Annotated in this window: 28 protein-coding genes and 1 pseudogene; 3 read left to right on the top strand and 26 right to left on the bottom strand. The window is 66.9% G+C overall.

All coding sequences use genetic code 11. The annotated features are described in order from the left end of the window. Positions 1–5 precede the first annotated feature (5 nt). The 24 genes and pseudogenes from rpsE to PGN14_RS14755 form a co-directional block, all read right to left on the bottom strand. On the bottom strand, positions 6–764 hold the full coding sequence (gene rpsE / locus PGN14_RS14870) for a 30S ribosomal protein S5 (protein ID WP_335300366.1): 759 nt from the start codon (positions 762–764) through the stop codon (positions 6–8). A 3-nt stretch (positions 765–767) separates the two neighbouring features. Next, positions 768–1,118, bottom strand: a complete 351-nt coding sequence (rplR, locus tag PGN14_RS14865) for a 50S ribosomal protein L18 (protein WP_335300365.1) — start codon at positions 1,116–1,118, stop codon at positions 768–770. Further along, a complete protein-coding gene (gene rplF / locus PGN14_RS14860; RefSeq protein ID WP_335300364.1) occupies positions 1,115–1,648 on the bottom strand; it encodes a 50S ribosomal protein L6 in 534 nt (177 codons plus the stop codon). The genes rplR and rplF overlap by 4 nt, the downstream gene beginning before the upstream one ends. Beyond that, the gene (gene rpsH / locus PGN14_RS14855; protein ID WP_335300363.1) at positions 1,648–2,058 is read right to left on the bottom strand and encodes a 30S ribosomal protein S8; all 411 of its coding nucleotides are present in this window, start codon (positions 2,056–2,058) and stop codon (positions 1,648–1,650) included. The genes rplF and rpsH overlap by 1 nt, the downstream gene beginning before the upstream one ends. Positions 2,059–2,068: 10 nt before the next feature. Further along, positions 2,069–2,374: a 30S ribosomal protein S14 gene (rpsN, locus tag PGN14_RS14850; protein WP_335300362.1), complete on the bottom strand. Its 306-nt coding sequence runs from the start codon at positions 2,372–2,374 to the stop codon at positions 2,069–2,071. A 35-nt stretch (positions 2,375–2,409) separates the two neighbouring features. Next, positions 2,410–2,994, bottom strand: coding sequence for a 50S ribosomal protein L5 (rplE, locus tag PGN14_RS14845; RefSeq protein WP_335300361.1), 585 nt, complete (start codon positions 2,992–2,994; stop codon positions 2,410–2,412). Further along, the gene (rplX, locus tag PGN14_RS14840; protein ID WP_335300360.1) at positions 2,987–3,304 is read right to left on the bottom strand and encodes a 50S ribosomal protein L24; all 318 of its coding nucleotides are present in this window, start codon (positions 3,302–3,304) and stop codon (positions 2,987–2,989) included. Before rplX ends, rplE begins: the two co-directional genes overlap by 8 nt. Further along, entirely contained in the window at positions 3,304–3,672 is a 369-nt protein-coding gene (rplN, locus tag PGN14_RS14835; protein WP_022687056.1) for a 50S ribosomal protein L14, read from the bottom strand. Before rplN ends, rplX begins: the two co-directional genes overlap by 1 nt. Before the next feature lie 234 nt (positions 3,673–3,906). Then, positions 3,907–4,179, bottom strand: coding sequence for a 30S ribosomal protein S17 (gene rpsQ / locus PGN14_RS14830; RefSeq protein WP_335300359.1), 273 nt, complete (start codon positions 4,177–4,179; stop codon positions 3,907–3,909). 13 nt (positions 4,180–4,192) lie between these two features. Next, a complete protein-coding gene (gene rpmC / locus PGN14_RS14825) occupies positions 4,193–4,396 on the bottom strand; it encodes a 50S ribosomal protein L29 (RefSeq protein WP_335300358.1) in 204 nt (67 codons plus the stop codon). A 1-nt stretch (position 4,397) separates the two neighbouring features. Then, positions 4,398–4,832 (bottom strand): 50S ribosomal protein L16, encoded by a 435-nt coding sequence (gene rplP, locus PGN14_RS14820; protein ID WP_335300357.1) that lies wholly within the window; start codon positions 4,830–4,832, stop codon positions 4,398–4,400. Between the two features lie 12 nt (positions 4,833–4,844). After that, positions 4,845–5,552 carry a 30S ribosomal protein S3 gene (rpsC, locus tag PGN14_RS14815; RefSeq protein ID WP_335300356.1) on the bottom strand — a complete coding sequence of 236 codons (708 nt, stop codon included), beginning with the start codon at positions 5,550–5,552 and terminating at the stop codon, positions 4,845–4,847. Then, complete coding sequence (gene rplV, locus PGN14_RS14810) at positions 5,552–5,929, bottom strand: 50S ribosomal protein L22 (RefSeq protein WP_335300355.1); 378 nt, start codon at positions 5,927–5,929, stop codon at positions 5,552–5,554. The genes rpsC and rplV overlap by 1 nt, the downstream gene beginning before the upstream one ends. Further along, a complete protein-coding gene (rpsS, locus tag PGN14_RS14805) occupies positions 5,929–6,204 on the bottom strand; it encodes a 30S ribosomal protein S19 (protein WP_056530739.1) in 276 nt (91 codons plus the stop codon). The genes rplV and rpsS overlap by 1 nt, the downstream gene beginning before the upstream one ends. After that, positions 6,204–7,037, bottom strand: coding sequence for a 50S ribosomal protein L2 (rplB, locus tag PGN14_RS14800; protein WP_335300354.1), 834 nt, complete (start codon positions 7,035–7,037; stop codon positions 6,204–6,206). The genes rpsS and rplB overlap by 1 nt, the downstream gene beginning before the upstream one ends. 1 nt (position 7,038) lies before the next feature. After that, positions 7,039–7,353 (bottom strand): 50S ribosomal protein L23, encoded by a 315-nt coding sequence (locus PGN14_RS14795; protein WP_335300353.1) that lies wholly within the window; start codon positions 7,351–7,353, stop codon positions 7,039–7,041. Next, positions 7,346–7,960, bottom strand: coding sequence for a 50S ribosomal protein L4 (rplD, locus tag PGN14_RS14790; protein ID WP_335300352.1), 615 nt, complete (start codon positions 7,958–7,960; stop codon positions 7,346–7,348). The genes PGN14_RS14795 and rplD overlap by 8 nt, the downstream gene beginning before the upstream one ends. Before the next feature lie 3 nt (positions 7,961–7,963). Beyond that, positions 7,964–8,716, bottom strand: coding sequence for a 50S ribosomal protein L3 (gene rplC / locus PGN14_RS14785; RefSeq protein ID WP_335300351.1), 753 nt, complete (start codon positions 8,714–8,716; stop codon positions 7,964–7,966). Positions 8,717–9,007: 291 nt separating this feature from the next. Further along, positions 9,008–9,316 carry a 30S ribosomal protein S10 gene (gene rpsJ / locus PGN14_RS14780; protein ID WP_007406109.1) on the bottom strand — a complete coding sequence of 103 codons (309 nt, stop codon included), beginning with the start codon at positions 9,314–9,316 and terminating at the stop codon, positions 9,008–9,010. Positions 9,317–9,587: 271 nt separating this feature from the next. Next, a complete protein-coding gene (tuf, locus tag PGN14_RS14775; RefSeq protein WP_335300350.1) occupies positions 9,588–10,784 on the bottom strand; it encodes an elongation factor Tu in 1,197 nt (398 codons plus the stop codon). Positions 10,785–10,962: 178 nt separating this feature from the next. Then, positions 10,963–13,056: an elongation factor G gene (gene fusA, locus PGN14_RS14770; RefSeq protein ID WP_335300349.1), complete on the bottom strand. Its 2,094-nt coding sequence runs from the start codon at positions 13,054–13,056 to the stop codon at positions 10,963–10,965. 103 nt (positions 13,057–13,159) lie between these two features. Next, positions 13,160–13,630 (bottom strand): 30S ribosomal protein S7, encoded by a 471-nt coding sequence (rpsG, locus tag PGN14_RS14765; protein ID WP_294300574.1) that lies wholly within the window; start codon positions 13,628–13,630, stop codon positions 13,160–13,162. Between the two features lie 123 nt (positions 13,631–13,753). Next, on the bottom strand, positions 13,754–14,125 hold the full coding sequence (gene rpsL, locus PGN14_RS14760) for a 30S ribosomal protein S12 (RefSeq protein ID WP_022691828.1): 372 nt from the start codon (positions 14,123–14,125) through the stop codon (positions 13,754–13,756). Positions 14,126–14,320: 195 nt separating this feature from the next. Continuing rightward, positions 14,321–14,665: pseudogene (locus tag PGN14_RS14755) on the bottom strand (DUF3140 domain-containing protein). Between the two features lie 95 nt (positions 14,666–14,760). On the opposite strand from PGN14_RS14755, the gene PGN14_RS14750 reads away from it, so the two are divergent. Further along, positions 14,761–16,212, top strand: a complete 1,452-nt coding sequence (locus PGN14_RS14750) for a hypothetical protein (RefSeq protein WP_335300348.1) — start codon at positions 14,761–14,763, stop codon at positions 16,210–16,212. A gap of 154 nt (positions 16,213–16,366) precedes the next feature. Here the strand turns inward: PGN14_RS14750 and PGN14_RS14745 are convergent, their stop codons facing one another. Beyond that, positions 16,367–17,620 carry a Xaa-Pro dipeptidase gene (locus PGN14_RS14745; RefSeq protein ID WP_335300347.1) on the bottom strand — a complete coding sequence of 418 codons (1,254 nt, stop codon included), beginning with the start codon at positions 17,618–17,620 and terminating at the stop codon, positions 16,367–16,369. Between the two features lie 44 nt (positions 17,621–17,664). Next, positions 17,665–18,552, bottom strand: coding sequence for a LysR family transcriptional regulator (locus PGN14_RS14740; protein ID WP_335300346.1), 888 nt, complete (start codon positions 18,550–18,552; stop codon positions 17,665–17,667). 99 nt (positions 18,553–18,651) lie between these two features. Between PGN14_RS14740 and PGN14_RS14735 the strand changes: the two genes are divergently transcribed. Both PGN14_RS14735 and wrbA read left to right on the top strand, forming a co-directional pair. Further along, the gene (locus PGN14_RS14735) at positions 18,652–19,392 is read left to right on the top strand and encodes a pirin family protein (RefSeq protein ID WP_335300345.1); all 741 of its coding nucleotides are present in this window, start codon (positions 18,652–18,654) and stop codon (positions 19,390–19,392) included. 22 nt (positions 19,393–19,414) lie between these two features. Next, the gene (gene wrbA / locus PGN14_RS14730) at positions 19,415–20,017 is read left to right on the top strand and encodes an NAD(P)H:quinone oxidoreductase (protein WP_335300344.1); all 603 of its coding nucleotides are present in this window, start codon (positions 19,415–19,417) and stop codon (positions 20,015–20,017) included. The last annotated feature ends 11 nt before the right edge of the window (positions 20,018–20,028 follow it).

The raw sequence follows: 20,028 nt of genomic DNA, 5'->3' as shown, positions 1-20,028 counted from the left end.
TCGACTTACTCCACCACGGCCGCGGCATCCGCCTCGGCGGACTGCGCATCGGCCCCGTGCGCGCGGCCCAGCAGGTCGGCGATCTTCTTGCCGCGACGCTGTGCCACCGCCTTCGGCGAGGTCTGGTTGCCCAGCGCCTCGAACGTCGCACGGATCATGTTGTACGGGTTGGACGTGCCCACCGACTTGGTCACCACGTCATGGACGCCCAGGCTCTCGAAGACGGCGCGCATCGGGCCGCCCGCGATGATCCCGGTGCCCTGCGGCGCCGAGCGGACGGTCACGCGGCCGGCACCGAAGTGGCCGTTGCCGTCGTGGTGCAGCGTGCGGCCTTCCTTCAGCGGCACGCGGACCATCTTCTTCTTGGCAGCGGCGGTCGCCTTCGAGATCGCCTCCGGCACCTCGCGCGCCTTGCCGTGACCGAAGCCGACCCGGCCCTTGCCGTCGCCCACGACGACCAGCGCCGCGAAGCCGAACCGCTTGCCGCCCTTCACCGTCTTGGAGACGCGGTTGATGTGGACGAGCTTCTCGATCAGCTCCTCGCCACCATCGTCCTGGTTGTTGCGACGGTCGTCGCGACGACCGCCACGGCCGCCGTCACGCCCACCACGGCCACCGCCGCCACCCGGACCGCCACGGCCACGGCCGCCGCGCGCACCGCGCGGACCGCCCTGCCCGAAGTTGCCGCCGTCCTGCTGCTGGCCCTGCTGCGGCGCCTGCGCCGCGACGTCGCCCTGCGGCTGCTGGTTGTTCTCGTCAGCCATGTCTTAGAACTCCAGTCCGGCTTCGCGCGCGGCCTCGGCCAGCGCCTTCACCCGGCCGTGAAAGAGGAAGCCGCCACGGTCGAAGACGACCTGCGTGACGCCCGCGGCCTTCGCCGCCTCCGCGACGCGCTTGCCCACCGCGGCTGCCGCCTCGATGTTGGCCGACTTGCCCTCGTGCCCCGACAGCGTCGAGGCGGAGGCCACGGTGCGACCCTGCGTATCGTCGATCACCTGCGCATAGATGTGCTGGCCCGAACGATGCACCGACAGGCGCGGACGATCGCCCGCACGGGCGCGCAGCGCGGTACGGTTGCGGCGGCGCCGCTTCTCGAAAAGCGAAAGACCCTTGGTCACTTCTTCTTCCCTTCCTTGCGGAAGATATACTCGCCGTCGTACTTGATGCCCTTGCCCTTGTACGGCTCGGGCTTACGCCAGCGGCGGATTTCGGCGGCCAGCTGGCCCACGCGCTGTTTGTCGGCACCGCTGATCTCGACCGTGGTCGCGTCCGGCGTCTTCACCTCGATGCCCTCGGGCACGTCGATGTTGACGTCATGGCTGTAGCCGAGCTGCAGCTTCAGGTTGCGGCCCTGTGCGGCGGCACGATAGCCGACACCGGTGATGAGCAGCTTCTTGGTGAAGCCCTCGGTCACGCCGGTCACCAGGTTCTGCACCAGCGTGCGCTGCATGCCCCAGAAGGCCCGCGCGCGCTTCGTGTCGTTCGCCGGCTGGACGCCGATCGAATCCGACTGCACGTCGTAGGAGATCAGGTCCGACAGCGGCATCGACAGGGTGCCCTTCGGCCCCTTCACCGACAGTTCGTTGCCGTTGCGGGTCGCGGTCACGCCCGAAGGGATGGCGACCGCCTTCTTACCGATGCGGCTCATCAGAACACCTCCGCCAGCACTTCGCCGCCGACGTTCTGCTCGCGCGCTTCCGCATCGGAAAGCACGCCGCGCGGCGTCGAGACGATGGTGATGCCCAAGCCGTTCATCACGCGCGGCAGCTCGGTCGCGCCGGAATAGATGCGGCGGCCAGGCTTGGAGACGCGCGCGACATGCTTGATCGCGGGCTGCCCCTCGAAATACTTCAGCTCGATGCGCACGCCCTTCGTGGACGCGCCCTTGCCCAGCGCCAGCTCTTCCTCGGAATAGCCACGGATATAGCCCTCGCGCTGCAACACGTCGAGCACGCGGACGCGCAGCTTCGAGGACGGCGACATCACGCTGTCCTTCTTGGCGCGCTGGCCGTTGCGGATGCGGGTGAGCAGGTCACCCAGGGGATCGGTCACTGCCATGATCGTATCCTTACCAGCTCGACTTCGTGAGGCCCGGGATCAGGCCCTTGTTGGCCAGATCGCGCAGCATGACACGGGCGAGCCCGAACTTGCGGTAATACGCGCGCGGACGCCCGGTCAGCGCGCAGCGGTTGCGGATACGCGTGGGATTCGCGTTGCGCGGCAGCTCGGCCATCTTGAGGCGCGCGATGAGACGCTCGGTCTCGTCGAGCGACTCGTCATTCGCCTGCGCCTTCAGCTTCGCATACTTGGGCGCGTATTGCGCCACGAGCTTCTTGCGACGCTCGTTCTTGTTCACGGAACTCAGTTTCGCCATGGACTTAAGCTCTCTTTGTCAAATCGCGAAGGCGGTCATGCCGCCTTCTTCTCTTCGCCCGTCTCTTCGATCGGGAACGGGAAGCCGAACAGGCGGAGCAGCTCGCGCGCCTCGTCGTCCGTCTTCGCGGTGGTGGTCACGATCACGTCCATGCCGCGCACCTTGTCGACGCGGTCATAGCTGATCTCGGGGAACACGATCTGCTCCTTGATGCCGCAGGCGTAATTGCCACGGCCGTCGAAGGACTTCGGGTTCAGCCCGCGGAAGTCGCGCACGCGCGGCAGCGCGATCGTGATGAAGCGGTCGAGGAACTCGTACATGCGCTCGCGACGCAGCGTCACCTTGACGCCGATCGGCATGCCCTCGCGCAGCTTGAACTGCGCGATCGACTTCTTCGCCTTGGTGATGACCGGCTTCTGGCCCGCGATCAGCTCCATCTCGGACGCGGCCTGGTCGACGCGCTTCTTGTCCTGGGTCGCTTCGCCCACGCCCATGTTCAGCACGATCTTCTCGATCCGCGGAATCTCGAGCGCGTTCTTGTAGCCGAACTTGTCGGTCATCGCCTTGATGATGCGATCGTCATAGATCGCCTTCATGCGGGGCTTGTAGGCATCAGCCATCGATCTTCTCCCCGGTCTTGACGGCGACGCGGACCTTCTTGCCGTCCTGGGTCTCGAAACGCACGCGGGTCGGCTTGCCCTCGGCGGTCACGTGCGCGACCTTCGAGATGTGCAGCGGCGCCTCGACGCGCTCCAGCCCGCCCTGCGGGTTGGCCTGGCTCGGCTTGCGGTGGCGGGTCGCGACGTTCACGCCCTCGACCACGACCTTGCCGTCGCGCGGCAGCGCCGTCGTGACGGTGCCGGTCTTGCCCTTGTCCTTGCCGGACAGGACGATCACGCGATCGCCCTTCTTGATCTTGGCGGCGGCCATTACAGCACCTCCGGAGCGAGGCTGATGATCTTCATGTGCTTCTTGCCGCGCAGCTCGCGCACGACCGGGCCGAAGATACGGGTGCCGATCGGCTCCTCGTTCTTGTTGACCAGCACCGCGGCGTTGCCGTCAAACCGGATCACCGACCCGTCGGCGCGACGGATGTCCTTGGCGGTGCGCACGATGACGGCGCGATGCACGTCGCCCTTCTTCACGCGGCCGCGCGGCTGCGCTTCCTTGACGCTGACGACGATGATGTCGCCGACGCCGGCCGTGCGACGCTTCGAGCCGCCCAGCACCTTGATGCACTGCACCCGCTTCGCGCCGCTGTTGTCAGCGACGTCGAGATTGGATTGCATCTGGATCATCGATCCGCTTCCTTCTCGCTCATGGGGTGGATACCGACCCAGCCCCGCCTAAAAAATGACCCCCGGCAGCGGACAGGTCCGCGCCAGGGGGAGCGGCCCCTTAGCCGCTCCGGACAGGAAAGGCAACGCCCCCTGCCCTCTCGTCGGTTACGTCACCCCAGCGAAGGCTGGGGTCTCGCGCCGCGAAGACGTCCTCGCGGCCAAAGATCCCAGCCTGCGCTGGGATGACGCTTCTTACCCGTCGATCTCGACCCGCTCGGGCGAGACGTGCGTGTTGACGCGCGCGATCACCTTCCAGGTCTTCAGCTTGGAGATCGGCGCCGTCTCTTCGATGCGCACGGTCTCGCCGGCCTTGTACTCGTTCGCCTCGTCATGGGCGTGGTACTTCTTCGAGCGGCGGATGATCTTGCCGTAGAGCGGGTGCTTCACCTTGCGCTCGACGTTCACCACCACGGTCTTCTCGCCCTTGTCGGACACGACCAGCCCGGTCAGCACGCGCTTCGGCATGTGCTCGGTTCCCTTACTTGCCGGACGCAGCGTTGCGCTGCGCCTGGACGGTCTTGATGCGCGCGATGTCCTTGCGGACCTCGCGCACGCGGCTCGGCTTCTCCAGCTGGCTGGTCGCCGCCTGGAAGCGCAGGTTGAACTGCTCGCGCTTCAGGTTGCCCAGCGATTCGCCCAGCTGGTCGTCGCTCTGGCCGGTGAAATCAGTCTTCTTCGCCATCTTACTCACCCCCGAGGTGCGACGTGTCGCCCAGACGCGCCACGACCTTGGTCTTGATCGGCAGCTTCATCGCAGCGCGGCTGAACGCCTCCGCGGCCAGCTGCCCCTCGACGCCGTCCAGCTCGAACAGGATCCGGCCCGGCTTGACGCGCGCGGCCCAGAATTCCGGCGAACCCTTGCCCGAGCCCATGCGGACTTCGGCCGGCTTCGACGACACCGGCACGTCCGGGAACACGCGGATCCACAAACGCCCCTGGCGCTTGATGTGGCGCGTGATCGCACGACGGGCCGCCTCGATCTGGCGGGCGGTGATACGCTCCGGCTCCAGCGCCTTGAGGCCGTAGGAGCCGAAGTTCAGCGACGTGCCGCCCTTGGCGTCACCGTGGATACGGCCCTTGAACGCCTTGCGGAACTTGGTGCGCTTCGGTTGCAACATGTCCGTTATTCCTTAGCGACGGTCGTCGCGCGCAGGGCGCACGCCGGAGGTCTGGGCCTCCATCATCAGGCGATCGGTCGCGAACGGGTCGTGACCCAGGATCTCGCCCTTGAACACCCACACCTTCACGCCGCAGACACCATAAGCGGTGTGCGCCTCGGCATGCGCGTAATCGATGTTGGCGCGCAGCGTGTGCAGCGGCACGCGGCCCTCGCGATAGCTCTCCGAGCGCGCGATTTCCGCACCGCCCAGACGACCACCGCAATACACCTTGATGCCGTCGGCGCCGAGCCGCATCGCGGACTGCACCGCGCGCTTCATGGCGCGGCGGAACGCGATACGACGCTCCAGCTGGTCGGCGATGCCCTGCGCGATCAGCTTGGCATCGACTTCCGGCTTGCGGATCTCGACGATGTTCAGCGACACGTCCGAGCTGGTCATCGCGCCGAGGATCTTCCTCAGCTTCTCGATGTCCGAACCCTTCTTGCCGATGATGACGCCGGGACGCGCCGCATAGATCGAGATGCGGCACAGCTTGGCCGGACGATCGATCACCACCTTGGAGATCGCCGCCTGCGGCAGCGTCTTCAGGATGTACTGGCGGATCTTCAGATCCTCCAGCAGCAGCTTCTTATAGTCCGCGCCCTCGGCGTACCAGCGGCTGTCCCAGGTGCGGTTGATCTGCAGGCGCAGACCGATCGGGTTGCTCTTGTGACCCATTAGGCTTCTTCCTGCTCGCGCACGACGATCCGCAGCCGCGAGAACGGCTTCAGGATGCGGGTGGACTTGCCGCGGCCGCGCGTGGCGAACCGCTTCATCACGATCGACTTGCCGACCGACGCCTCGGCGACGACGAGCGCGTCGACGTCGAGGTTGTGGTTGTTCTCGGCATTGGCGATGGCCGACGCCAGCACCTTGCGCGCGTCGACCGCCATGGACTTCTTCGAGAAGGCCAGGATGTTCATCGCGTCGTCGACCTTGCGGCCGCGGATCAGCGCGGCGACCAGGCCCAGCTTCTGCGCCGAGCCACGGATCTGCGTACCGACCGACAAGGCTTCCTTGTCGCCGACCTTGCGGGGGGACTGAGGCTTGCTCATCAGCGCTTGCCCTTCTTGTCAGCCGCGTGACCCGGGAAATACCGGGTCGGCGCGAATTCGCCGAGCTTCATGCCGACCATGTCCTCGTTGACCGAGACGGGCACGAACTTGCGGCCATTATAGACGTTGAACGTGAGACCCACGAACGACGGCAGGATGGTGGAGCGGCGCGACCAGGTCTTGATCGGCGCGCGGCCACCGGCGTCCTGCGCGGCTTCGGCCTTCTTGAGCAGGCTCAGTTCGACGAACGGGCCCTTCCAGACGGAGCGCGCCATTACTTCTTCCTCGCGTGACGGCTACGGATGATCATCTTGTCCGTCGCCTTGTTGTGGCGCGTGCGCGCACCCTTGGTCGGCTTGCCCCACGGCGTGACCGGGTGACGGCCGCCCGAGGTCCGGCCCTCACCACCGCCGTGCGGGTGGTCGACCGGGTTCTTCGCGACACCGCGCGTCAGCGGGCGCTTGCCCATCCAGCGCGAACGACCCGCCTTGCCGAGGTTCTGGTTCTGGTTGTCCGGATTGGACACCGCACCGACGGTCGCCATGCAGTCGGCGTGGATGTAGCGCTGCTCGCCCGAGTTCAGGCGCACCATCACCATGCCCTTGTCGCGACCCACGACCTGCACATAGGTGCCCGCCGACCGCGCGATCTGACCGCCCTTGCCCGGCTTCATCTCCACATTGTGGACGATGGTGCCGACGGGGACCTGGCCGATCTCCATCGCATTGCCCGGCTTCGTATCGGCCTTCTTCGACGCGATCACCTTGTCGCCCGGCGCCAGCCGCTGCGGTGCGATGATATAGGCCTGCTCGCCGTCCGGATACGACACCAAAGCGATGAACGCGGTGCGGTTGGGATCATATTCCAGCCGCTCGACGGTGCCCTCGACGTCCCACTTGCGACGCTTGAAGTCGACGTAGCGGTACTTCTGCTTGTGGCCGCCCGCGATGCCGCGGCTGGTCACATGGCCCTTGTTGTTGCGGCCGCCGGTCTTGCGCTTGCCTTCGGTCAGCGCCTTGACGGGCTTGCCCTTCCACAGCGACGACTTGTCGACCAGGATGAGGCCGCGCTGCGCCGGCGAGGTCGGATTGTAATGCTTGAGTGCCATCTTACTTGGCCCCCTCGGTAACGTCGATCGACTGGCCTTCGCCGAGCGTCACGATCGCCTTCTTGACATCGGAGCGACGGTAGGGCGCACCCTTCCAGCGCTTGGTCTTGCCCTTCTGGACGATGGTGTTCACGCCGACGACGCGCACGTCGAACAGCGCTTCCACCGCCGCCTTGATCTGGGGCTTGGTCGCCGCATTGGCGACCTTGAAGACCACCGCATTCTGCTCGGAGAGCAGGGTCGCCTTCTCGGTGATGTGCGGCGCGACAATCACGTCGTAATGACGGTTGTCGATCGCCTTTGCCGGCTTAGCCATTGAAGCGCGCCTCCAGCTTCTCGACCGCCGCGCGCGTCAGCACCAGCGTGTCTGCCTTGATGATGTCATAGACGTTCGCACCGATCGCGGGCAGCAGGTCGACGCCCGGCAGGTTGCGACCCGCACGGAAGCTCTCGCCCGCCTCGCTGTCGATGACCAGCGTGCGCTTGCCCGTGTTCAGCGTGGCGAAGTGACCCTTCAGATCCTTCGTCTTCTGCACCTCGAACCCGTCGAGCACGATCAGCGAGCCCGCCTTGGCATGGCTGCTGAGCGCCATCTTGAGGCCCAGCGCGCGGATCTTCTTGTTCAGGCCCGGATTGAAGTCGCGGACGCGGGCGCCATGCGCCTTGCCGCCGCCGATGAACACCGGAGCGCGGCGATCGCCGTGACGTGCCACGCCGCCGCCCTTCTGACGACCGAGCTTCTTGCCCGACCGCGCGACGTCCGAACGCTCGCGGGTGCCACGCGCGGTAGCGCGGCGCTTCTCGAGCTGCCAGGTCACGACGCGGTGCAGGATGTCGGCGCGCGGATCGAGGCCGAAGACCTCGTCGTTGAGCTCGATGTCCGCTGCGTCGGTGCCGGCAAAGGAGGAAACCTTGACCTTCACTTCTTAGCCCTCCTGGCCGTCGGTCGCGGTCGCGTCAGCCGAAGTCTCGGCGGGCGTATCCGCTGCGGTGTTGCTGTTGGCCGCCTGCTTCAGGCTGGCCGGGTACGGAGCGTCCGCGTGGCGATCGAGCTTGACCGCGTCCTTCACGAACAGCCAGCCGCCCTTCGAACCGGGGACCGAACCCTTCACGAAGATCAGACCACGCTCGACGTCGGTGCCGACGATCTCGAGGTTCTGCTGCGTGCGGTTCTTGTCGCCCATGTGGCCGGCCATCTTCTTGTTCTTGAAGACGCGACCCGGATCCTGGCGGTTACCGGTCGAACCGTGCGAACGGTGGCTGACCGAGACGCCGTGCGTCGCGCGCAGACCGCCGAAGTTCCAGCGCTTCATGGCGCCGGCGAAGCCCTTGCCCTGCGTGCGACCCTGGATGTCGACATACTGGCCGGCGACATAGTGATCGGCCGACAGCTCCGCGCCGACGTCGAGGAGATTGTCCTCGCTCACGCGGAATTCGTGGACGATCGCCTTGGGCTCCACCTCGGCCTTGCCGAAGTGGCCGCGCTGCGGCTTGGCGACATTCTTTGCCTTGGCGACACCGGCGCCAAGCTGGACGGCGGTATAGCCGTCACGATCCATCTCGCGGCGGGCGACGACCTGAAGCGCCTCGATCTGCAGGACGGTGACCGGCACGTGGCGGCCGTCGTCCTGGAACAGGCGGGTCATCCCCATCTTCTTCGCGATCACGCCAGTACGCATGACCTCGTGCTCCTTACAGAGGCACCTGGAGGCCCATCCCCACAGGTGCGTGTCCGAACCCGAAATGCGAAGCGTGCCCCCGTCCGGGCCGGATGTTCCGACATGAGCCGGAACGACGGGAGACGCTGTCCCGGCAGCCCGAGGGCGACCGGCGGTATCTCATCTTGTCGTCATGCCAGCGGAGGCTGGCATCTCTTGGTGGTGGACGTCACGCCCTCCCCACAAAGATCCCGGCCTTCGCCGGGATGACGCGAGGAGGATATGACTCACCCCTCGCGAGAAGCCGCGCGCTTACGCGAGCTTGATCTCGACGTCAACACCGGCCGCCAGGTCGAGCTTCATCAGCGCGTCGACGGTCTGCGGAGTCGGCTGCACGATATCGAGCATGCGCTTGTAGGTGCGCACCTCGAACTGCTCGCGCGACTTCTTGTCGATGTGCGGGCCGCGGTTGACGGTGAACTTCTCGATGCGGGTCGGCAGCGGGATCGGGCCGCGGATGAGCGCGCCGGTACGGCGCGCGGTGTCGGCGATGTCGCCGGTCGCCTGGTCGAGCACGCGATGGTCGAACGCCTTCAGGCGGATGCGGATGTTGCTGTCCATATTCCCTACCGATGACTGCGGTCACGACCCCGGCCGTTACCCCGACCGATGGCCGGAGACTCGCGCCGCAGGTGGAAGCACCGGCGGGATGAGATCCCCACCATCACGGCGGGGAAACGGAGAAAGAGCCGCAACTCGAATTTCGAAGGGGCGCGCATAACGGCCCCCTCATAAAAAGGCAACGCCCGCCGCACGAAAAACGTGCGGCGGGCGGAACCTTTTTGCGGCACGCCGCGCGAACGCGGCGGCGCCGACCTACTTGGGGATCAGCTTACTTCGAGATCGCGCTGACCACGCCCGCACCCACGGTGCGGCCACCCTCGCGGATGGTGAAGCGCTGGCCGACGTCCATCGCGATCGGGGCGATCAGCTTGATGCCCAGCGCGACGTTGTCGCCCGGCATCACCATCTCGGTGCCCTCGGGCAGCTCGACGGTGCCGGTCACGTCGGTCGTGCGGAAGTAGAACTGCGGACGATAGTTGGCGAAGAACGGTGTGTGACGGCCACCCTCGTCCTTCGACAGCACGTACACTTCCGACGAGAAGTCGGTGTGCGGCTTGATCGAGCCCGGCTTGCAGAGCACCTGGCCACGCTCGACCTCGTCACGCGCCACGCCGCGGATCAGCGCACCGACGTTGTCGCCGGCCTGGCCCTGATCGAGCAGCTTGCGGAACATCTCGACGCCGGTGACGGTCGTCTTGCGGACGGTCGGGTGGATACCGACGATCTCGACTTCCTCGCCGACCTTGATGATGCCGGTCTCGACGCGGCCGGTCACCACGGTGCCGCGACCCGAGATCGAGAACACGTCCTCGATCGGCATCATGAACGGCTTGTCCAGCGGACGCTCCGGCTGCGGGATGTACTCGTCGACCGCCTTCATCAGCTCCAGCACCGCATCGGGGCCGAGCTTCTGGTTCGAACCCGACAGCGCGCAGGTCGCCGAACCCTTGATGATCGGAATGTCGTCGCCCGGGAACTCATACGAGCTCAGCAGTTCGCGGACTTCCAGCTCGACCAGTTCGAGGATTTCCTCGTCGTCGACCAGATCGACCTTGTTCATGAACACGACCATCGCCGGCACGCCGACCTGGCGCGCGAGCAGGATGTGCTCGCGGGTCTGCGGCATCGGGCCGTCGGTGGCCGACACGACCAGAATCGCGCCGTCCATCTGCGCCGCGCCGGTGATCATGTTCTTCACATAGTCGGCGTGGCCGGGGCAGTCGACGTGCGCATAGTGGCGGTTCGCCGTCTCATACTCGACGTGCGCGGTCGAGATGGTGATGCCGCGCTCGCGCTCTTCCGGCGCCTTGTCGATGTTCGCGAAGTCGACCGCGGCGTTGCCCGCGACGTTCTCCGCCAGCACCTTGGTGATTGCCGCCGTCAGCGAGGTCTTGCCATGGTCGACGTGACCGATGGTGCCGATGTTCAGGTGCGGCTTGGTCCGCTCGAATTTAGCCTTGGCCATTTTTCCCTACCTTCTTGGATTCGTCTTCGCGAACGGAGCCGCGCCAGAACGCGGCCCCATAGCGAACCGTTTTCGATATTGCTACCCCGTCATGCCGGCCTTGCGCCGGCATCCCGCTCCTTCTCCCCGCAAGGAGGCAGCGGGACCCCGGCTCAAGGCCGGGGTGACGATCATCTTATCAGGCCAACTTGGCCTTTACCTCGTCGGCGACGTTCTGCGGCACTTCGTCATAGTGCGAGAACTGCATCGAATAGCTGGCACGCCCCTGGGTGAACGAACGCAGCGAATTGACGTAGCCGAACATGTTGGCGAGCGGCACCATCGCGGTCACCGCCTGCGCGTTGCCGCGCGTGTCGGTGCCCTGGATCTGCCCGCGACGCGAGTTCATGTCGCCGATGACGTCGCCCAGATAATCCTCCGGGGTGACGACCTCGACCTTCATGACCGGCTCCAGCAGCGTGATGCCCGACTTCTGCGCCGCCTCGCGCATCGCACCGCGCGCGGTGATCTCGAACGCCAGCGCCGACGAGTCGACATCGTGATACGCGCCGTCGTACAGCACGATCTCGAAGTCGATGATCGGGAAGCCGACCAGCGAGCCGGTCGCTGCCGTCTCGCGGAAGCCCTTCTCGATCGCGGGGATATATTCCTTCGGAATGTTACCGCCCTTGATCTCGTCCTTGAAGATGATGCCCGCGCCACGCTCGCCCGGGGTCAGCTTCACCTTGACGCGGCCGAACTGGCCGGTGCCGCCCGACTGCTTCTTGTGCGTGTAGTCGATGTCGACCGGCTTCTTGAGATACTCGCGATACGCCACCTGCGGCGCACCGACGTTCGCCTCGACCTTGAACTCGCGCTTCATGCGGTCGACCAGGATCTCGAGGTGGAGCTCGCCCATCCCCTTGATGATGGTCTGGCCCGATTCGTGGTCGGTCGACACGCGGAACGAGGGATCCTCGGCGGCCAGGCGATTGAGCGCGACGCCCATCTTCTCCTGGTCGGCCTTGGTCTTCGGCTCCACCGACAGCTCGATCACCGGCTCGGGGAATTCCATTCGCTCCAGGATGATCGGGTGCGCCGGGTCGCACAGCGTGTCGCCCGTCGTCGTCTCCTTCAGGCCCGCGATCGCGACGATGTCGCCCGCGCGCGCCTCGTCGATGTCCTCACGCGAATTCGCGTGCATGAGGAGCATACGGCCGATCTTTTCCTTCTTGTCCTTCACCGAATTCAGGTAGCCGCCCTTGGTCAGGACGCCCGAATAGATGCGCGCGAAGGTCAGCGAGCCGACGAACGGGTCGTTCATGATCTTGAACGCCAGCGCCGAGAACGGCGCCTCGTCCGAGGACGGACGCTCGTCCGGCGTCTCGCCGTCGAGCTTCACGCCCTTGATCGCCGGCACGTCGAGCGGCGACGGCAGGAAGTCGACCACCGCGTCGAGCAGCGGCTGAACGCCCTTGTTCTTGAACGCCGAGCCGCAGACGACCGGCACGAACGACATGTTGAGCGTGCCCTTGCGGATCAGCGCCTTCAGCGTCTTCGTGTCGGGCTCGTTGCCCTCCAGATACGCCTCCATCGCGTCGTCGTCCTGCTCGACGGCGAGCTCGATCAGGTCGTTGCGATACTTCGCCGCCTTCTCGACCATGTCGTCGGGGATCGGCTGATATTCGAACTTCGCGCCCAGCGACTCTTCGAGCCAGATGATCGCACGATTCTCGACCAGGTCGACCAGCCCCTTGAAGCCGCCCTCGATGCCGATCGGGAGATACAGGACCGCCGGCTTCGCACCCAGGCGATCGATGATCGACTGCACGCAGAAATAGAAGTCGGCGCCGGTGCGGTCGAGCTTGTTGACGAAGCACATCCGCGGCACGCCATACTTGTCGGCCTGGCGCCACACCGTCTCCGACTGCGGCTCCACGCCGGCGACGCCGTCGAAGCACGCGACCGCGCCGTCCAGCACGCGCAACGAGCGCTCGACTTCGATGGTGAAGTCGACGTGCCCGGGGGTGTCGATGATGTTGATGAGGTGCTCGGGACCCTTGCCCTCCTCGGCCTTCCACTTGCAGGTGGTGGCGGCCGACGTGATCGTGATCCCGCGCTCCTGCTCCTGCTCCATCCAGTCCATCGTCGCGGTGCCTTCGTGCACTTCGCCGATCTTGTAGGACTTGCCGGTGTAATAGAGGATGCGCTCGGTGGTCGTCGTCTTGCCGGCGTCGATGTGCGCCATGATGCCGATATTGCGATAGAGTTCGAGCGGATGGCTGCGGGCCATGATCGGGCTTCCTTAGCGATGTGGGGAGCGCAGCGTGTCGCCGGCTCCCCACGATATAGGTCAGATTTGCGACGCTTCCAAGACGGTCAGCGTCGACACGCCGTTACCAGCGGTAATGCGAGAAGGCGCGGTTCGCTTCCGCCATGCGGTGCGTGTCCTCGCGCTTCTTCACCGCGTTGCCGCGGTTGTTGGCGGCGTCCATCAGCTCGCCCGACAGGCGCGCCGACATGGTGTTCTCGCTGCGGCCGCGCGCCGCCGAGATCAGCCAGCGGATCGCCAGCGCCTGCGCGCGCTCGGGACGCACCTCGACCGGCACCTGGTAGGTCGCACCGCCGACGCGGCGCGAACGGACCTCGATGCCCGGCTTGATGTTGTTCAGCGCGTCATGGAACACGCCGATCGGCTCGCGCTTGGCGCGGGTCTCGACGGTGTTGAGCGCGGAATAGACGATGCCTTCGGCGACGGACTTCTTGCCGTCCAGCATCACCGAATTCATGAACTTGGAGAGGACCTCATCACCATAGACGGGGTCCGGCAGGATTTCCCGCTTTTCGGGACGACGACGACGCGCCATGTGAATTTCCTTCTAGATCACCAGCCCCACGAACGTCATGCCAGCGCAGGCTGGCATCTCATGCGGCTCTTGTTCGGACACAAGCCAGGAGGCTCCAGCCTTCGCTGGAGCGACGTGCGTGGCTTACTTCGGACGCTTCGCGCCGTACTTCGAGCGGCTCTGCTTGCGATCCTTCACGCCCTGCGTGTCGAGCACGCCGCGCAGCACGTGGTAGCGCACGCCGGGAAGGTCGCGCACACGGCCGCCGCGGATCAGCACCACCGAGTGCTCCTGAAGGTTGTGGCCCTCGCCCGGGATGTAGCTGATGACCTCGCGCTGGTTGGTCAGGCGGACCTTGGCCACCTTGCGCAGCGCCGAGTTCGGCTTCTTCGGGGTCGTGGTATAGACACGGGTGCAGACGCCGCGCTTCTGCGGGTTCTGCTCCATCGCAGGAACCTTGCTCTTGGCCTTCTGCGGGTCGCGGCCCTTGCGGACCAGCTGGTTGATCGTCGGCATTGAAGCCTTCACCTTTCTTGAGGTTACTTTGCTGGAGCCATCACAAGCTATACGGAATACGAAAAGGACCATCGGCCACCGTCACCGGCGCCTTCGGCCCTTAATGCATCCAGCAATGTTCAAGCGTCGTTCCGGGAATCGCTCCCGTCGGACGGGCGGCGCTATACCGGCGCCGGCCCCCGCGGTCAATCCGTGCTACTTTTCGGGATCATGGCCCCAGTTCATCAGCGAATAGCGCCAGTCGGAGTGCGCCGCATCCTCCTTCGGCCCGCCCTGCGCCAGATGGCGGTGCACATAGCCGACAACTTTCTTCATATGCGCGTAATCGTCGTCGCTCAGGTCCGCCTTCTACGTCCGCTTGATCGCGACGATGCGGCGACCGGACTTGTGGCCGACGCTCTCGCCCCCGCCGTCGCCTCCCTCCCCCTTCCAGCCGACGCGCTTGCTGTCGTCGCTGTCGAGCCATTGTTCCAGCTCGGCGGGCGCCATGTTGACCGCCTCGGCAAAATCCTTCGCGATCCGGTCGTGGTCGTCGGCCATGGCATCTCTCCTCGCCCGTCCAAAGCGCGAACGGCGGAGCGGTTCAATTTCCACCACTTGCCGCGCGAAGGTCGCGCCCCCTATCAGGCGCGGCGATGACGCTCCCCCTCGACCTGCATCGCCCCGCGCGCGCCGCCTTGCTGCTGGCGCTCGTCGCCGTCGCGGCGCGCTTCGCGATGTGGGGCAATCCCGCGACCGGGTTCGACGAACAATATTACCTGCTGGTCGGCGACCGGCTGGCGCACGGCGCGCTGGTCTATGTCGACATCTGGGACCGCAAGCCGATCGGGCTGTTCCTGATCTTCGCCGCGATCCGGCAGCTGGGCGGCGACGGCGTCCTCCAATATCATCTGGTCGCCGCACTGGTCGCCTGGGCCACCGCGCTGGTCGTCCACCGCATCGCCGCGCGCGGCACCGGCCCCGCGGGAGCGCTGGCGGCGGCGGCGGCCTATCTCCTGTGGCTCGACTTCACCGAGGGCGAGGGCGGACAGGCCGCGGTCTTCTACAATTTGCCGATGATCCTCGCCGCCGCGCTGGTGCTGCGGCAGGTGGCGGCACGAGCCGCCCGGCGCCCGGTCGCGGCGGCGTTCGCGGCGATGCTGCTGTGCGGCGCGGCGTTGCAGATCAAATATTCGGTGCTGTTCGAGGGGGTGTTCTTCGGGTTGGCGCTGCTGTGGGCGGCGTGGCGGCGCGGGATGCGCCCGGCGACGCTCGCCGCCTATGCGGTCGCGCTGGCCGCGACCGCGCTGGTGCCAACGCTGATCGCGCTGGCCGCCTACGCCCGGATCGGCGCGCTCGACGCCTTCGTCTTCGCCAATTTCGTCTCGATCTTCGGCAAGGGCGGCGGCGCGCTGGCGGACAAGGCGATGGGCTGGCTGCTCGCGCTCGCGATCCTGTCGCCGCTATGGATCGCCGCGCTACTTGCACCGCGCGGCGCGAACGCCGATCCGGCGCGGCGCTTCGCCTGGGGCTGGCTCGCCGCGGCGCTGGTGGGGCTGTACCCCTTCCTCAACGGCCCCAACCCCAATGCGCTGCCGCCGATCCTGCTGCCGCTGGCGCTGCTCGCCGCGCCGGGGCTGGACCGGCGCCCGGGGCGCACGCTGGCGCTGCTGCTGACCATCTTCGCGGTGTCGCAGCTGGTGCTGCTGCTCACCATCCGGGTGAAGGGCACGCGGGCGCAGGCCTATGCCTTCGCCGCCGCCGCGACGCCGCGGCACGGCTGCCTCTACGTCTATGACGGCTATCCGGTGCTGTACCATCTGACGCACAGCTGCCTGCCGACGCGCTACGCCTTTCCGGGGATGCTCAACGTCCGGTGGGAGGACAATGCCGAGGCGCTGGGCGTCGATCCCGCCGCGGAGGTGCGCCGCATCCTGGCGACGCGCCCGGAGAAGATCGTCGACGTGCTGCCCGCGTTCGAGGGCGGCAACCCGCGCACCCGCGCGCTGGTCGAGGCGGCGCTGGCCCGCGACTATCGCGCGACCTTCGTGATACGGACCGGGGATACGCGGCGGATCGTCTATACCCGGCGGGATGTGGCGCGGTAAGAACCGCTGATTTCCGTTCGCCCTGAGGAGAGGCTGAGCCTGTCGAAGCCTCGTCTCGAAGGGCAAGTGCGACGCTTATGCTTCGAGACGGCATTTCGACAGGCTCAATGCCTCCTCAGCACGAACGGATGTGAGGAGGAGGTAAAGACGCGCCTCACTCCACCCGCACGCCGCCCTTCAGCACCGCGACCGGATGCTCCAGCACGGTCACGTCGGCGGTGGGATCGCCCGTCACCGCCACCATGTCGCCCCAGCGACCCACCGCGATCGCGCCGACATCGTCGCGCCCCAGCGCCAGTGCCGCCTGCGAGGTCGCGGCGCGGATCGCCTGTAGCGGCGTCATCCCCCATTGCACCATCTTGGCGAACTGCTTCGCATTGTCGCCATGCGGATAGACGCCGGCATCGGTGCCGAAGGTCATCGCCACGCCCATCCGCACCGCGCGCTGGAACGTCTGGCGCTGCTTCAGCCCGATCGCCTTCTCCTTGTCGAGACTCTCCTGCTCGGTGCCGTTCTTCGTGCCGGTCGCCAGGATGTAGTCGTCGTTGTAGATGTCCATGTCGAACCAGGTCTTGTGCTGGATCGCGAGCCTCATCGCCTCGTCCGACGCCAGGCTGACATGCTCGATCGTGTCGATGCCCGCGACGATCGCGGCCTTGATCCCCTCGTCGCCGTGCGCGTGCGCGGCGACCTTCAGGTGGAGCATGTGCGCCTCGTCCGCGATCGCCTTCATCTCCTCGACGCTCAACTGCTGCCCGCCGACCGAATCGCCCAGCGAGAAGACACCGCCGGTGGCGCAGATCTTGATGACCTCCGCGCCGTATTTGTGCAGCCAGCGCACCTTGGCGCGCGCCTCTTCGGGTGAGTTGACGACGCTGGGCAGCGTCTTGTCATAGGAGGGCGGCAGCGCATTGTCGTCGCAATGCCCGCCGGTGGCGCCGATCGCATAGCCCGCCGGCACGATCCGCGGGCCGATCACCCAGCCGCCATCGATCGCCTCCTTCAGCCCGACGTCCTGAAAGTCCGCCGCGCCGACGTTGCGCACCGTGGTGAAGCCCGCGCGCAGCGTCTTCGCCGCATTCGCCACCCCCACCGCGCCCCAGAAGCTGTCGGTATATTTCAGCGTCTGGTAGCCGCCGATCTCGGCCAGGCTGGTCAGGTGAACGTGCATGTCGATCAGCCCGGGCACGAGCGTGACGTCGCCCAGATCGACGCGCTTCGCGTCCGCGGGCGCATTGCCGCCGCTGGTGGAGACGATCCTGCCGTCGGTAACGACGATCATCGGGCGCTCGACCATCCGCCCGCTGTCGACGTCCAGCATCCGCGCCGCGGTGACGACCACCGTCTCCGCCCCCGCGGGCACCGTCGTCGTCGCGAGCGCCATCAGCGCCCAGCCTGCTGCCTTCATGCCATGATCCCCTTTTCGTTGCGCGGGAGCATGGCGCGGCGCCGTCAGTCGCGCAACCGCTCGCTCAGGAAGTCGATCAGCCGTTCCACCCGCGCCGGGCGCAGCGCGCTGGGCGGGGTCAGCAGGTGGAGCCCCACCGGGGCCGGCGCCCAATCGGGCAGGATCTCCACCACCTGTCCATTGGTCAGCGTCTCGCCCAGGATGAACCCCGGCAGTCGCGCGATCCCCAGCCCCGCGACCAGCGCGGGCACCAGCGCATCGCCGCTGTTCGCCGCCAGCGGCCCTTGCGCCTTGACCGACAATTCGCTGCCGTCGCGCCCGCGAAAGCGCCACGGGCCGGTGATGTTGGTGTAGGAGAGCAATTGATGCTCGCCCAGTTGCGCGGGATGCGTGGGCGTACCGTGACGCGCCAGATAGGACGGCGCGGCGACCAGATGCGTCGCCACCCCGCACAGCCGCCGCGCGCGCAGCGAGCTGTCGGGCAGATCGGCGATCCGCAACGCGACGTCATAGCCCTCCGCGACGATATCGACCCGTGCGTCGGACAGATGCAGCTCGATCTCCACCGCGGGATGCGCGACCAGGAATTCCGCCACCAGCGGCGCCACGTTGCGCATCCCGAACGCCATCGGCGCGGCCAGCCGGACACGGCCCGCGGGCGCGCTGGCTCCCTGCCGCGCCGCCTCCTCGGCTGCCTGCGCCTCCGCCACGATCCGCGCGGCATGGTCGGCCAGCGGGCGCCCGGCCTCGGTCAGCGCCAGCCGGCGCGAGGTGCGGTGGAACAGCGACAGTCCCAGATGCGCTTCCAGCCGCGACACGCCCTTGGAGACCGTCGCCTTGCTGAGTCCGATCGCATCCGCCGCGCCGCTGAACGAGCGATGCTCCGCGACGGCGGCGAAGATCGCCCAGGCTTCGAGGTCCGGTATCCGCATCCTTCCTGCGTATCGATCGAAACGATCCGTTTCAATCGTTTCCGTTTTCGTGAGCGCCGGTGCGTCCTATCTCCCGACCATCATCAGGAGGTTGCAGTGATGACCATTGGGACGACCACCGACACCATCGCCCGCGTCGACCGCCGCGGCTTCGACACGCTGGGCCATGCCGATCACGGCTGGCTCGACGCGCGCCATCATTTCTCGTTCGCCAATTATCACGATCCCGCCCGCATGGGCTGGGGCGCGATCCGGGTGTGGAACGACGACGTGATCGCCCCCAACAGCGGCTTTCCGCCGCACCCGCATCGCGACATGGAGATCGTCACCTATGTCCGCTCCGGCGCGATCACGCACCAGGATTCGATGGGCAATGTCGGCCGGACCGAAGCGGGCGACGTGCAGGTGATGAGCGCCGGCTCGGGCGTGCGCCACGCCGAATACAATCTGGAGGCGCAGCCGACCACTTTGTTCCAGATCTGGATCGAGCCGACGCGCCATGGCGGCAGCCCCAGCTGGGGCGCGAAGCCCTTTCCCCGGGGCGATCGCTCGGGCCGGTTCGTGACGCTCGCCAGCGGCTATGACGCCGATCTGTCCGGCGATCAGCCCGCGCTGCCGATCCGCGCCGAAGCGCGCGTGCTGGCGGCGACGCTGAGGGCGGGCGAGACGCTGACGCATACCGTCGGCGACGGCCGCCACGCCTATCTCGTCCCCGCCACCGGCGCGATCGAGATCGACGGACAGCGCTTCGCCGCGCGCGACGGCGCCGCCATGTCGGCCGGCACCGCCACCATCACCGCGATCGAGGACGCCGAGATCGTCCTGGTCGACGCCGAATGACGTTCACGAAGGGAGTCGTACAATGACCAAGGTCCTCGTCCTCTATTATTCCTCCTACGGCCATATCGAGCAGATGGCGGACGCCGTCGCCGAGGGCGCACGCGAGGGCGGCGCGGAGGTGGACATCCGCCGCGTCGCCGAGACCGCCCCGGCCGAGATCGTCAAGGCGGCCGGGTTCAAGACCGACACCGCACATCCGGAGATCGAGGGGCCGGACGCGCTCGCCGGCTATGACGCAATCGTCGTCGGCGCGCCGACCCGCTATGGCCGGATGCCCAGCCAGATGGCCGCCTTCTGGGACACGACCGGCGGGCTGTGGATGCGCGGCGGGCTGGTCGGCAAGGTCGGCGGCGCCTTCACCTCCACCGCCAGCCAGCACGGCGGGCAGGAGACGACGCTGTTCTCGATCATCACCAACCTGCTCCACCACGGCATGACCATCGTCGGGCTGGACTATGGCTATCAGGGGCAGATGGGGGTGAAGGAGGTGCATGGCGGCACGCCCTATGGCGCCAGCACGCTGGCGGACGGCGACGGCAGCCGCCAGCCGAGCCAGATCGACCTGGACGGCGCGCGGTATCAGGGCCGCCGCATCGCGCAGACCGCAGCGAAGCTGGCGGGGTGACGCTTTAAGCC

The organism is Sphingomonas adhaesiva, assembly GCF_036946305.1.
Classification (GTDB): domain Bacteria; phylum Pseudomonadota; class Alphaproteobacteria; order Sphingomonadales; family Sphingomonadaceae; genus Sphingomonas; species Sphingomonas adhaesiva_B.
The sequence above is the reverse complement of the archived record's forward strand: the minus strand, read 5'-3'. Positions and strand labels throughout refer to the sequence as shown.